This is a genomic window from Nicoliella lavandulae (genome assembly GCF_037546185.1).
GTDB classification, from domain to species: Bacteria; Bacillota; Bacilli; order Lactobacillales; family Lactobacillaceae; genus Nicoliella; species Nicoliella lavandulae.
The window spans coordinates 1,256,857-1,270,891 of record NZ_JAWMWH010000001.1; the positions used below are offsets into that span (position 1 = coordinate 1,256,857).

Consider the following 14,035-nt stretch of genomic DNA (forward strand, 5'->3'; position numbering starts at 1 on the left):
AAAAATACAATTATTTAACTGCATCCTTTAAAGCCTTACCTGGTTTGAAAGCTGGAACTTTGCTTGCAGGAATTTGAATTTCTGCACCAGTTTGTGGGTTACGACCCTTACGAGCAGCACGTTCACGAACTTCAAAGTTACCAAAACCGATCAATTGAACCTTTTCACCATCGGCTAGGTGGTTTTCGATTGATTTGAATACTGCATCTACAGCTGCAGTAGCATCTTTCTTAGTTAAGCTAGTCTTTTCTGCAACATCACTTACTAATTCTGCCTTGTTTGCCATTGAGTTTCACCTCCTAAGTAATTAGGAACTTATCGGTCCAATATCAAAATACTGAACTTAATCATTATACCATGAATAGGGCCGAAAGTTCTAGGCACATCAAGGGGTGCCTTTACTTTATCCAAAATATCACACTACAATAATAAGTGCAATCATTTTATACAGATAAATACCGACTTTTCGGGTTTTTAAGTCATTTTTTACTTCCGATGTCTAGTTAAGATTCGAATGGGGGTTCCCGTAAAGTCAAAATGGGCCCTAATTTGATTTTCCAAGTAGCGTTCATATGAAAAATGCATCAATTCGGGATCGTTCACAAAAATCACAATTGTTGGTGGTGCAACTGCAACTTGGGTTGCATAGTAAATCCGCAGCCGCCGTGATTTAACCGTAGGCGTTGGGGTCATGGCAATTGCATCAGAAATAACTTGATTCAATGCTGATGAACCAATACGTTGTTTATGATTAGCATTGACCTGTTCAATTAATGCTGGAATTTGATTCAATCGTTGGTGCGTTAGTGCTGAAACAAAGATAATGGGCGCATAGCTAAGGTATCTAAATTCAGTTCGAAACGCAATTTCAAAATCATGTTGGCTATGGGTATTTTTCTTGATAGTATCCCATTTATTAACCACCACAATGATTGCTCTTCCAGCATCATGTGCATATCCAGCGACTCGTTTATCTTGTTCACGAATCCCTTCTTCAGCATTAATGACCATCAAGACCACGTCACTATCATCAATGGCCTTCATTGCCCGCATTACACTGTAGCGTTCAGTATTTTCATATACCTTACCACGTTTTCGCAATCCAGCAGTATCGACCATCGTAAACATTTGATCATTATACTCAAAGGATGTATTGATTGCATCCCGGGTCGTCCCGGCCACATCGGATACAATTACCCGATTTTCACCTAGGATCGCATTAACCAATGATGATTTTCCAACGTTAGGCCGTCCAATTAAACTAAAGCGAATTGAATCCACATCATCAGTATCGCTTTCATCTGGAAAGTGATCAATTACTTGATCCAATAAATCCCCTAGCCCAATTCCATGGGCTCCAGAAATGGCATATGGTTCACCAAATCCTAACGAATAAAAGTCATAGATGTTCATTCGTAATTCTTGATTATCAACTTTATTAACTGCTAATACAACTGGTTTCTTAGACCCATATAGAATCTTAGCCACCCGTTCATCAGCACTAGTAACGCCTTCTTTTCCGTTCACCATGAAGATGATCACGTCGGCTTCATCGATTGCTACTTCTGCTTGCGCAGTAATTTGTTTTAAAAATGGTTCATCGCCAATATCGATTCCACCAGTATCAATGATGTTAAAATACTTGCCTAACCACTCTGCATGGGCATAAATGCGGTCCCGAGTGACCCCGGGGGTATCTTCAACGATTGAGATGCGATCACCGGCAATTCGGTTAAAAATTGTGGATTTTCCGACGTTTGGTCGGCCCACAATCGCAACTGTTGGTTGTTGTGCCATATTCTAAACCTCCCTTAAAGTTTAGCTCATTAAAACAAAAAATTATCCTTCAAATCATTTGAAGGATAATTTTCATTAGATATAATCAAGTAAATTTAATCTTACTTATTATCGTCTTCGTCATTCTTTAATTCTTTACCAAGGATATCACCTAATGTGAAGCCATTTTCTTCTTCTGGTGCATTCTTGATTGAATTATCGTTAACAGCCTTCCGACTTGGACGACGCTTACCTTCGCCTTCAGTATGTTCAGGTTCTGGTTCTAATGCCCGCATTGATAATGCAAGCCGGTGGTTTTCTGGTTGAACATCTAATACTTTAACTTCAACCTTTTGACCAACCTTCAAGACATCAGAAGGAGTTGCAACGTGCTTGTGTGAAATTTGGGAAATGTGAACTAACCCTTCAACACCAGGGAATACTTCCACAAATGCACCAAAGTCAACTAAGCGCTTAACAGTTCCTTCAAGCACACTACCCTTAGGAGCCTTGGATTCAATATCATCCCATGGTTCTGGTTGAGTTTGCTTGATTGAAAGAGCAATCCGGTTACGGTCTTCATCTACAGAAAGAACCTTAACCTTAACTTCTTCACCCACCTTAAGAACATCGCTAGGCTTTGCAACCCGGTCGTATGAAATTTCAGAAACGTGAACAAGTCCATCGATTCCACCTAAGTCAACGAAAGCACCGAAGTCAGTTAAACGAGCAACCTTACCTTCAACAACTTCGCCAACACTAAGCTTGTCCATAACTTTTTCACGAGCTTCTTTTCTTTCTGATTCAACGATTTCACGGTGAGAAAGAATTAAGCGGTTTTCGGCTGGAATTACTTCAACAATCTTACATTCGAATTCTTCACCCTTGAATTGGTTAAGCTTTTCAACGAAGTGATCAGTAATCATTGATGCAGGGATAAATCCACGCACGCCATCAGCGTCAACTACTAATCCACCACGAACGGCACGGCTAACAACAACGTTAATTGTTTCACCCTTTTCGGCCTTGGCTTGAATTTCATCCCAAACCTTACGAGCTTCAAGTTGCTTGATTGATAATAAGTAGCTTCCGCCTTCCTTATCATCACCAATTCTTGAAATTACAACAACCTTAACCTTGTCTCCAACTTTAAATTCATCTTTAACATTTTCGATTGGCTTTGCTGAAAGTTCACGACGTGGGATAACCCCTTCAACACCGGAGTTTTCGATACCAACGAACACTTGTCCGTTATCATCAATATCTAAAACTTCACCATTAACAACGTCTCCAACTTTTACTTCTTGTACGCTATTCAAAGCGTTTAATAAATCCTTATTTGTATTTTCGTTAGTTTCACTCATAAAAATACTTCCTCCTTGCGACAACAACTGACTTTAGTTTAACTTACTTTTTAAATAATTGCTAGTAATTAGTTATTATTCAGTTTATTTTCCATTAATTTACTGATTTCAGCGACTACATCGTCGATTGTCATTTGAGTCGTGTTGATTTCAATTGCATCAGCAGCCTTCACTAATGGAGAGACCTTTCGATGCGAATCTTTATAGTCACGAGTGGCAATCTCTGCTTCCAATTCCTTAATGGGCGTATGAATGCCTTTTTCTGCATTGTCCTTAAACCGGCGCTCCGCCCGTTCACTAACACTGGCCACTAAGAAAATTTTTAGGTCTGCGTCGGGTAAGACCGTCGTTCCAATATCACGACCATCCATTACAACGCCACCGTGACTAGCAATATTGCGTTGTTGATCAACTAGATTCGTTCTAACTCCAGGTAGGGCCGCCACCGTAGATACAGAATTAGTAACCTGTTCTGAACGAATCGCATTGGTTACGTCATGATGGTCTAAAAATACTAATTGGTTAGGATCACCAGGCTTAAAATCAATCGTTGTATGATTTAGCACATCAACAATCGCTGGTTCATCATCCAATGCAATTCCTTCTTGAATTACTTTTAAGGTAATGGAACGATACATCGCACCAGTATCACAATACACGTATCCAAAGCGCTTTGCAATTAATTTAGCGACTGTACTTTTACCAGCCGACGCAGGTCCATCAATAGCTACTTGTAACTTATCTGTACTCAATTCAATCATTTCTCCAATTCAAATTATTTAACTCTCAATCGTTGTCCCGGGTGTAATTGAGAAGCACTGCTCAATCCATTCAATTCTAATAGTTGTTGTTCACTGATTCCAGCGTTGGTTGCAACCCGATATAATCCTTGTCCAGCTTCAACAGTTACATAATCACTATTATTACTGCTGGAAGTAGATGAGCTAGAACTAGAAGATGATGATGTCTTCCGTTCTGAATCTTCTTTTTTCAACTTACTTTCACTAGCAGCTTTAGCAGAACTAGCTGCCTTACTACTGGACTTAGCACTAGCCTTAGACTTTGCGTCATTCTTCTTATCCGATTGCTTAGTAGTTGTAAATGACTGTACCTTAGTCGCAGTATCGCTAGAACTGGTGCTACTAGTCCCACTTCCAGTGCTCTTCATTACCCCAAATAGCAATGCGATTGCAGCGATTAAAACAATTATTCCCAATAGAATAATTGAAATTAAGCTATTATTATGATTTTGCTTGCGCAATTTAGTCCGTGATAAATTACCTTCATCATCTTTAGCATCGTTAAAAGTCTGATTCCAGGGTTCATCACTATTTTGATTTTTGTCCTTCATAGCGGCCTCCTCTAAAATAATCATTTATTATTGTAACATTTACTCACGCGTTTTCATCATCATTTTTAAATAATTTTTTTATAATAATACGCCAATCTAATTCTGATTGATCTTGACTTGATGCTTCAGGGATTGATAATCCTAACGCATCAATTGGCAATTGGGTGGCATGAAAGTCACAGCACTGATCATTATGTGGCGGAGCAGTTTGATCAAAATACCCTAATAGACGCTTTCTCCGACAGCCATCAACATTTACATATTCTAACAGGTGGTACAATGCCGTCCGTTGATTTTGATATCGCGTCTGAAACAATTCAATTAACTGTGATGCTTCATAGCCGTGTTGCCAATAATAGGTAAGCAGACGGGCTTGTTCATCTTGATCGGCTAACTTGGCCAATTGTTCGGGCCGGCGATAAAAAGCCCTAATTACGTCTGCATCTGGAATATTGTTCAATGCTAAATTAGCTGGAATGGCTTCATCCCCATCACGATACAATAAAATGGCAATACTTTGCTTCCCATCACGACCTGCTCGACCGATTTCTTGCATATAAGACTCAACGTCAGCTGGTAAGTGGTAATGAATAACAAATCGAATGTCATTTTTATCAATTCCCATCCCAAATGCACTCGTTGCACAAATGATGTCTAATTGATCATTCATGAACTGGTGTTGAATCTTAAAGCGATCTTCAGTTGCTAGATCAGAATGATAAGCTGCAATGCGTAAATTCGTTTTCTGCCGTAACATCAATGCCATTTGAGTTGCTAGTTTACGACTTAAAAAATAAATGATTCCTGGTGGCCGAATTCGTTGAACTAAGTGCAACAGTTGCGTTTGTTTATCATCTTCATCCATGCTCTTTCTAACTGATAAATAAATATTGGGCCGATCAATTGATTCAACTACTAAATAGACCTGGCCAGTCAAACCTAACTTTTCGATAATATCTTGGCGAGTTGCCTTTGATGCCGTCGCCGTAAGCATCAAAGTTAACGGTTGGCCCAACTGTTGTAAAATTGTTTTTAAGTTCAAGTATTCTGGTCGAAAATCTGGGCCCCACTGTGAGATACAATGCGCTTCATCAATCACAACTAGCCCAATATTAATGGCCTGGAACGTTTTAATGACATCCGGTTGCGATAGCATCTCCGGTGAAATATAAACATATTGATAATAATTCAAGTTCTGTAACACCGCATTTTTTTGCTGCCAACTCAACGTAGAATTAATCGCAATACTTCGTTTAGCCCCCAGGTATTGTAGTCGACTCACTTGATCTTGCATTAAAGATAATAACGGCGAAATAATCACAATCGGCCGTTTTTGAATCAATCCATACATCTGATAGATCAGCGTCTTACCAGCGCCAGTCGGCAACACTGCTAACGTATCTTGTGAATGCAATAAATGATCCAAGACTGCTTCTTGTCCTGGCCGAAATGAATCAAAACCAAAATGCTGTTTTAAGATAGCTCCTAAGGCTGCTTTATCCATTCCACCGACTCCTTAAGATTTGATACATTCGAAAGTAGAAAAAGTCAAAGTCAGGTTGAACTGTCTTAATTCGTTCAAACTGCCATTCATCAACATTGCCCTGATATAGCTGATCTAATTGATGTAACGTGGTTTTACTAAAAAACTGAGTTAAGTTCAATTGATCAACGGGTAATAGAATCGCCGCTTCTAATAAGTGCTCTTTGACCGTTGATAATTTAATCCGCCGATAATTGGCAATCATATCCATTTTAGGTCGTTGTTTATATAGTTGATAGGTTTGCCAAGCACTACGACTGATCAAACTACGACGAGTTCCATTCAACAGTTGGGCGATTGATTCAAATTGATCATAATGATGGCGCAAAAAAATTATTAACTGATTAAACATTAACCATTCATTGATCATTAGTAACGATGAATCAATATTCAATTGCTCCGCTTGTTGAAAAATGGTCATTCCAGTAATGGAATGACCATTTAGCATGCTCGTAAATTGCCATGCAGACTGATTGTCAATTGAATCCAGGAAACTTTGCAGCGCCGTTGTCATCTGAGTGACCAACGTTGGTTGCTTAAAATGATGGAACCAATTTTTGATGAACCGTTCATCATTGTGATCAATTAGCATCGGGTAATAGCGATGATTATGATAACTAAATTCAGAAACGACCTGGACCGCTAGTAAAAAACGCTGACGAAATTGAATTAAGTCAAAATAACGATTCGTTGGTAGTTTAAATGGTCCTACCAAATCCCGCTGTTTTTTATGTACCTGGGCCAATCCCGCGGCTGATAACAAGTAATGACTTTTATCTACTCGCTTGACTAACCCAGTAGCTAATAGCTGATTTAATGTTTGATCAAATGCTTTTAAATTTAATCGCGGCAACATGCCCCAAAAATCAGTAATGCCATACCGCATGCCCCAAAATAATGTTGACACCGTCCGCCGTTGTAGCAACGTATTTTCAATCACTCGAATTCGTCGCGGTTGAGTAGCTGACAGCAAAAACATTATTAAGTCTTGATTCATACGGCGCATCCTCTCAAATATTATCTATGCTTTTCAATCCATTTTGATAATCGACCCTGCACTAACATAAATAGTGCCCCGATAATAATTCCCTTGATTAAATTAAATGGAATCACTTGTAACAAGATGTATTGGAACATATTTGGAATCGTAAACCCAACTAATTTAGCATATAGTGGCGTAATTACGATCCAATTCAATAGTGATAACACAATCGTCAATGAGATGGTTTCAAAAGCCACCGTCATAATCCTACTAGTCATTTTGCTACGATGATTAAACCACTTTTGAGCACCATTGATCGACAATAAGATTACGATTGATGCTGATAGGGAAGCAATAATTCCAATTAAACTAGCAATTGATGCGCCACCAGTAATCCAATATAGGACCGATTTAATAACGGCGATAATGATTCCACCAGCGGGTCCGAACAACATGGTCCCAATTAAGATTGGAATATCACCAAAGTCTAGTTTAAAGTACGCAAAAATTGGAATTGTTGGAAAAATCATCAAAATATATGATAATGCAGCCAACAATGACATTTGCACCAACTGAGTAACACTAAATTTCTTCTTACTTGTTTCCATAAAAAAAGCCCCTTATATAGGCCATCTTCAAAGGATATTAAAATCCAAAAAGCACCGTTAATAATAACGGAACTTAAATAAGCAATCTTCTTTATACCAGACTATACTGTCGGCCTTGGAATTTCACCAAATCAACTATCAAACGATAGGTAGCGGGCTATACCGCCGGTTGGGAATCACACCCTGCCCTGAAGATAAACCAAAAATTTTATTTACGATTACTATTGTACATAATTGATTCTAAGAAAGTCAACCATATTAACGTTCGGTCATTTCCATTAGTCGATCTACTTCAACCTTCTTCAATGGCCGATACTCCCCTGGTTTCAAGTTACCAAGTGTTAAAAAGCCATATTGAACTCGATTTAACTTTTTAACTGGATGACCAATCGCTTCAAACATCTTTTTAACTTCATGGTTACGCCCTTCATGAATGGTTAATTGAATCACCGCATTTTTCACTTGATAATTATTAGGCGTTTCTAACACCTTCGTCTTAGCTGGCGCCGTCTTTTTACCATCAATTACTACTCCTAACCGTAGCCGTTTCATTTCTTCGTTCGAAGGCATCCCCGTTACCTTAGCAACGTAGACCTTATTAATTTCATACTTAGGATGAGTGAGGCGATTATCTAAATCCCCATCATTAGTCATTAACAACAATCCCGCTGTATCATAATCCAAACGGCCCACTGGATAGATTCGTTCCGATACTTCTGGAAAATAATCCATGACCGTCTTACGGTTTTTTTCATCACTAACTGTCGATACAACTTGACGTGGCTTGTAGAGTAAATAATAAACCGGTTGTTCGCGACTAATCGGTACTTCATCTACCTTGACTTCATCGCTATTTTTAACCTTCGTTCCTAGTTCAGTTACTACCTTTCCGTTCACTTTAACGCGCCCAGCGGCAATAATTGCTTCCGACTTGCGTCTAGACGCCACACCGGCTTTTGCCATCACTTTTTGTAATCTTTCTGCCATGTTAATCTCCTTTAATATCTGTGTCTAAATCCATTGGGGGCAAATCATCTAAGCTATTCATCCCAAACAGATTTAAAAATAAATCCGTTGTCGCATACAATAGCGGTGTGCCTGGAACATCCTTCTTACCAACCGCTTTGATCAATCCCTGCTTCACCAACTTTTGAATAATTGCAGAGCTATTAACGCCGCGAATATCATCCACTTCAACTCTAGTAATTGGTTGATTATATGCAATAATCGTTAGTCCCTCTAGTGTTGCTTGCGTTAGGACTTGATGTTGATCATCACGAAATAATTGTTTCAAATCTGAACTCAATTCCGGTTTAGTTGTCATTTGGTAGTGTTGGTCATACATAATGATCTGTAAAGCTGAGTCTGAATCATTTTGATACTTAAACGTTAATTGTTCCAAGATCGATTGAACCGCTTTAGTGTCCAACCCCGTCACCTTACTTAACTGATCAATTGAAATCCCAGCATCACCAGTAACATATAATAATGCCTCAACTCTAGCTAAATTACTCATTCTCATCACCACCTAATTGGGTAATTTTAATTCGTGAATTAACTTCTCCCACTGCAATTTGATGTTGTTTGATCATTTCTAGAACCGCTAAAAAAGTAGTGATTAATGCTTCTAGGTTTGGTTGGTCTTTAAAGACAACCGTCAAATCTAACTGATTATCTACTTGTAGCTGCTCTAATAGCCACTCGGTTTGCGAAGCCACTGAATACTGCCACTCACTAATTTCAACAGCATCATTAGTTTCAAGTTCATTGTTATTAATCACCCGGTGAAACGCTTTCGTTAGTAACTGTAAGTCCAGCTTGTTTTCCGGTTCAATCAAGCCATTGGCATAGTTTGGAACGACTTCCGCTCTAGAATGTAGCTGAGAACGCCGTGCATATCGTTGCTTTAAGTCGTTTGCATGCTGTTTATACACTTGGTATACAATCAATTGGTTCACTAATTCATCCCGCGGGTCTTCATCATCGGCATCTAATTCAGGTGGTGCTGGCAACAATAGCTTGGACTTAATGGCCATTAAATTGGACGCCATTACAAAATACTCACTCACTAGATCAATATTTAACGCTTTCATCTGGTCTAGATAATCAACATATTGCTTAGTAATCGATTCAATTTGAATATCATAAATATTCATCTTTGACTGCTTGATTAAATGTAACAGTAAAGCTAATGGGCCATCAAATTCATTTAAATGAATGGCGAATTCATCATTGGTTGGCATCTTTAGATTGCTCCCAAGCTTCACAAATTTTAGCGGTATCTAGCGACCCCACTAATTTTTTATTCAGATAAATATGATCTAATTCATTTAGCATTTTAAAACAGTTAGGTAAATTGAATGCTTCAGGGACTAACACTAAGCGTCTTACTAAGACGTTTTGCTTCTTTTCTTCAACTCCTAATAAACCAGACCAATTGTCATATTGGTCCTTCCACAAGTAGAAATTTCGATCCTCACTATCAGAATACCAATCAATTTCTTCGTCTAACCGGTCCATTTTATTCATGTTCGGAACTAACGATAGTAAATCATATACAATTTTACGATAATCACTTTTGTACTTTAATAACATTTTAAACTAAATCCTCTTTACTAAATTACTTTCTAGGGTGGTACTTATTGTAAACATCACTTAAGTGGCCATGGGAAATATGAGTATAAAATTGAGTGGTCGCAATGTCAGAGTGGCCTAGTAGTTCTTGGATAATTCTTAGATCAGCCCCATTTTCTAAAATATGCGTTGCAAATGAATGGCGCAAGGTGTGGGGCGTGACATTCTTCTTAATATCGGTTTGTTGAACGTATTGCTTGATTTTTTGCCAAATGCTTTGACGACTCAATCCACCACCCCGGGCATTCAAAAACAGATAATTTGAGTGCTGATTTCCTAATAATTGGGGGCGACTGCTCATTAAGTAACGTTGAATCCATTCAATTGCAACACTGCCGATGGGAATGATTCGTTCCTTATCGCCCTTACCGATGGTTTGAATCAACCGCATTTCTAAATGCAGATCAGACAGTTGTAAATTGATCAATTCACTGACCCGCAATCCAGTTGCATACATTACTTCTAAAATCGTTCGATCTCGAATCCCAAACTTAGTTCTAGTGTCTGGCTGGGCTAGTAATTGGTGAATTTCTGCTTGGGTCAATACAGCTGGGAGATGATGTTCTGGTTTTGGCATGTCGATTTTTAGCATTGGGTTTTGATCTACATAGTGAAACTGCATCAAGTACTGATAAAATTCACGTAACGCCGAAATAAAGCGAATAACCGAACTCTTCGCCTTGCCCATTTTTTGAAGGTGGGTTAGATAACCTAAGATATCAGTCTGAGTCACCTGTTGCCAATCAGTAATGCCAGTTGTCTTTAAATATTCAGTTAATTCAACAATGTCTTGTTGATAGCTCTTAATACTATTATTAGCTAGACCACGTTCGATCAACATGTATCTAACGTATTGCTTTACCAACTGATCCATCATCAACTTACTCCACTTCTTGGTCGCGTCCCTTTTCAGTTAAACTAAGGTATTGATCATCTTCGGTTACTAAACGTTGCTTTAGTAATGAACCTACCGCCCGTTTAAATTGGCCCTTACTAATTCCAAAGAACTTTTTAATCGCCTTTGGATCGCTTTTATCAGTATATGGTAAATGTCCATTTTCATCATGCTTTAAAACAGCAAAAATCATGGCGGCATCCCCACTAATTGCTTCATATGCCCGGGGCTTTAACGATAGGTTCAATGAACCATCTGGATGAACCCCGATTACCCGGCCAGAGACATGTTGTCCTAAACGTGGTTCCACATCCCGTTCATTGGGGTGCACAAAACCTAATTGATAATCATCGGTTAGAACCTTAGTTCCTGCTAACTTATTGCGATAAACAGTTGCCTTAACGTTTTTATTCATCATCTTATTATTAGCTGGTTTCGCAATTGCATTAAAGATTTCTTCATCCGCTAATTGACCCCAAATGCGCCCCTTTTTATCAATTTTAAGCGCAATTAATAAACGGTCACCAACACTAGGCCAAATTGACTTAATCGTTGGTAAATCATCTAATGAGACTGCAATGTCCTTATTAGGTAAACCAATGTCAACAAAAATCCCAAGATCATGTTTAAAACCAACGACCTTACCAAATGCATAACGATCAATTTGAGTCTTAGGCGCATTCCGCGTAATTTGCATTTTATGATCTTCATTTTCGTACGTAAAGCCCTTAAAGTTACTTCCTAACTTAAGGGGCTTCTTAATTTCTTGTTTATCTAGTTGAAACGTTTCACCTTCGATTTGAACGAAATAATATTTATCATTCTCATCAGTTACTTTTCCAGAAGCAATTCTGCCGATAATTTGATCCATAATGAACCTCACTTCACTTTTAACTTTGTTTAACAGATTATACACTGATTGTTAATCCTTTTCACTCTAATTATAGCTGTTTTGCGACCAATTGGTCAAAAGCAAACAAAAAGCCCGTTCCAAAACGGAACGAGCTTCTTATTGATATTAATCAATCATTAAATTGAGCTTGATGCACCATGGTATACAATTCCACGACGAGCATCAACAGTGATTAATTCGCCATCTGAAATCTTTTCAGTAGCATTTCCAGCACCAACGATAACAGGAATTCCCATTGAAATACCTACTACAGCTGCGTGTGAAGTTAATCCACCGTTTTCAACAACGATTGCGCTAGCCTTGTTAATAGCTGGCATGTAGTCCTTGTTAGTGTTCTTAGCAACTAAAACACCACCATCAGTAGCCTTGTTGTTTGCTTCTTCAGCATTGTTAGCAACGAAAGCCTTACCAATAACAGTCTTGTCACCGACACCTTGACCTTGAGTTAACTTAGATCCAATTAATTGAACCTTCATTAAGTTAGTAGTACCACGGTCACCAACAGGAACTCCAGCAGTAATTAAGATTAAGTCGCCTTCCTTAGCTAGTCCAGTTTCAACAGCCTTGTTAGCAGCTAAATCAAACATTGAATCAGTAGTTGATGGTTGTTCAACTACGATTGGGTGAACACCCCAGTTAACAGTTAAACCACGACGAGTACGGTCATCGAAAGTTAATGCTAAAATGTTAGCGTCTGGGTGGTACTTGGAAATCATCCGAGCAGTGTAACCAGTAGAAGTGGTTGCAACAACCGTCTTGATTCCTAAGTCCTTAACCATTTGAGCCACAGTGTGACCTAAGGCTTCAGTAACGTCACCGTTGTTAAATGCAGGACGCTTGCGACCGTATTCTGGGAATACGTTTTCAGCCTTAACGTTAATCTTAGACATTGCTTGAACAGACTTAACTGGGTAGTCACCATTAGCACTTTCACCAGAAAGCATAGTAGCATCAGTACCATCCCAAACGGCGTTAGCAACATCAGAAACTTCCGCACGTGATGGACGTGGGTTTTCTTGCATGGAGTCTAACATTTGAGTAGCAGTGATAACTGGCTTACCCATTTCGTTACATCTTTCGATTAAGTGTTTTTGAACCAATGGAACGTTTTCAAATGGAATTTCAACAGCCATGTCACCACGAGCAATCATTAAACCATCAGAAACCTTCATGATATCTTCAAAGTTGTCGATACCTTCTTGTGATTCAATCTTAGGGAAGATTTGTACATCTTCCATGTTTTCTTCTTCAAGTAACTTACGGATGTCTAAAACATCTTCTGGCTTACGAACGAATGAAGCCGCGATGAAGTTGATACCGTGTTGACAACCAAAACGAATGTCACTAGTATCCTTATCAGTAATACCTGGTAAGTTGATTGATACACCTGGTGCATCAACAGTCTTACGTGAACCCAATACAGCGTTGTTTTGGGCAGTAACAACTAATTCTTTGTTAGCAGCATCTTTTTCATCAATAACAGCATCTAAGATACCATCATCAAATAAAACATGGCCACCTTCGTGAGTATCATCATATAAACCTGGGTAAGTAACGGCAATCTTTTCCTTAGTACCTTCTAGGGAATCATCCATAGAAATTCTGAATTGATCACCAGTATGGAAGTCAAGCTTGCCACCCTTTTGAATAGTGGTACGGATTTCAGCACCCTTAGTGTCAAGCATAATTCCCATTGTCTTTCCAGTTTGCTTTTCAGCTTCATGAACAGTGTTCATACGACCTAAATGTTCTTCGTGGTCACCATGTGAAAAGTTAAAACGGAAAACGTTAGCTCCAGCCTTCATTAACTTAATGATAGTATCAAGATCACTACTAGCAGGACCTAATGTACTTACGATTTTAGTTTTCTTCATAAGTCAAACTCTCTCCTTTGATTTTGCGCAAATTAATTAATTAATCTAAAAACTAGTTAACTAATTTCCACATATTGGATTACACAAGTATTGTA

Annotated in this window: 15 protein-coding genes and 1 riboswitch; all 15 genes read right to left on the reverse strand. The window is 38.7% G+C overall.

The window, feature by feature from the left end; genetic code table 11:
• Positions 1-10: 10 nt before the first annotated feature.
• Positions 11-286, reverse strand: a complete 276-nt coding sequence (gene hbs / locus R4146_RS05740) for a non-specific DNA-binding protein Hbs (RefSeq protein WP_339960464.1) — start codon at positions 284-286, stop codon at positions 11-13.
• A gap of 200 nt (positions 287-486) precedes the next feature.
• Positions 487-1,797 (reverse strand): ribosome biogenesis GTPase Der, encoded by a 1,311-nt coding sequence (gene der / locus R4146_RS05745; RefSeq protein ID WP_339960465.1) that lies wholly within the window; start codon positions 1,795-1,797, stop codon positions 487-489.
• Between the two features lie 101 nt (positions 1,798-1,898).
• Positions 1,899-3,140, reverse strand: a complete 1,242-nt coding sequence (gene rpsA, locus R4146_RS05750; RefSeq protein WP_339960466.1) for a 30S ribosomal protein S1 — start codon at positions 3,138-3,140, stop codon at positions 1,899-1,901.
• 68 nt (positions 3,141-3,208) lie between these two features.
• The gene (gene cmk, locus R4146_RS05755; protein WP_339960467.1) at positions 3,209-3,892 is read right to left on the reverse strand and encodes a (d)CMP kinase; all 684 of its coding nucleotides are present in this window, start codon (positions 3,890-3,892) and stop codon (positions 3,209-3,211) included.
• 23 nt (positions 3,893-3,915) lie between these two features.
• Positions 3,916-4,491 (reverse strand): SAG1386/EF1546 family surface-associated protein, encoded by a 576-nt coding sequence (locus R4146_RS05760; RefSeq protein ID WP_339960468.1) that lies wholly within the window; start codon positions 4,489-4,491, stop codon positions 3,916-3,918.
• A 43-nt stretch (positions 4,492-4,534) separates the two neighbouring features.
• On the reverse strand, positions 4,535-5,995 hold the full coding sequence (locus tag R4146_RS05765; protein WP_339960469.1) for a RecQ family ATP-dependent DNA helicase: 1,461 nt from the start codon (positions 5,993-5,995) through the stop codon (positions 4,535-4,537).
• Positions 5,988-7,031, reverse strand: coding sequence for a helix-turn-helix domain-containing protein (locus R4146_RS05770; protein ID WP_339960470.1), 1,044 nt, complete (start codon positions 7,029-7,031; stop codon positions 5,988-5,990). The genes R4146_RS05765 and R4146_RS05770 overlap by 8 nt, the downstream gene beginning before the upstream one ends.
• 20 nt (positions 7,032-7,051) lie before the next feature.
• The gene (locus R4146_RS05775; RefSeq protein ID WP_339960471.1) at positions 7,052-7,624 is read right to left on the reverse strand and encodes an ECF transporter S component; all 573 of its coding nucleotides are present in this window, start codon (positions 7,622-7,624) and stop codon (positions 7,052-7,054) included.
• An 80-nt stretch (positions 7,625-7,704) separates the two neighbouring features.
• A riboswitch (FMN riboswitch) is annotated at positions 7,705-7,824 on the reverse strand.
• A 58-nt stretch (positions 7,825-7,882) separates the two neighbouring features.
• Positions 7,883-8,611 (reverse strand): pseudouridine synthase, encoded by a 729-nt coding sequence (locus R4146_RS05780; RefSeq protein ID WP_339960472.1) that lies wholly within the window; start codon positions 8,609-8,611, stop codon positions 7,883-7,885.
• 1 nt (position 8,612) lies between these two features.
• The gene (gene scpB / locus R4146_RS05785) at positions 8,613-9,140 is read right to left on the reverse strand and encodes an SMC-Scp complex subunit ScpB (protein WP_339960473.1); all 528 of its coding nucleotides are present in this window, start codon (positions 9,138-9,140) and stop codon (positions 8,613-8,615) included.
• Positions 9,133-9,867: a segregation and condensation protein A gene (locus R4146_RS05790; protein WP_339960474.1), complete on the reverse strand. Its 735-nt coding sequence runs from the start codon at positions 9,865-9,867 to the stop codon at positions 9,133-9,135. Before R4146_RS05790 ends, scpB begins: the two co-directional genes overlap by 8 nt.
• Positions 9,854-10,219 carry a reductase gene (locus tag R4146_RS05795; protein WP_339960475.1) on the reverse strand — a complete coding sequence of 122 codons (366 nt, stop codon included), beginning with the start codon at positions 10,217-10,219 and terminating at the stop codon, positions 9,854-9,856. Before R4146_RS05795 ends, R4146_RS05790 begins: the two co-directional genes overlap by 14 nt.
• A gap of 25 nt (positions 10,220-10,244) precedes the next feature.
• On the reverse strand, positions 10,245-11,135 hold the full coding sequence (gene xerD, locus R4146_RS05800; protein WP_339960476.1) for a site-specific tyrosine recombinase XerD: 891 nt from the start codon (positions 11,133-11,135) through the stop codon (positions 10,245-10,247).
• A gap of 4 nt (positions 11,136-11,139) precedes the next feature.
• Positions 11,140-12,024 carry a CvfB family protein gene (locus R4146_RS05805; protein WP_339960477.1) on the reverse strand — a complete coding sequence of 295 codons (885 nt, stop codon included), beginning with the start codon at positions 12,022-12,024 and terminating at the stop codon, positions 11,140-11,142.
• A gap of 158 nt (positions 12,025-12,182) precedes the next feature.
• Positions 12,183-13,940 carry a pyruvate kinase gene (gene pyk / locus R4146_RS05810; protein WP_339960478.1) on the reverse strand — a complete coding sequence of 586 codons (1,758 nt, stop codon included), beginning with the start codon at positions 13,938-13,940 and terminating at the stop codon, positions 12,183-12,185.
• Positions 13,941-14,035 lie beyond the last annotated feature (95 nt).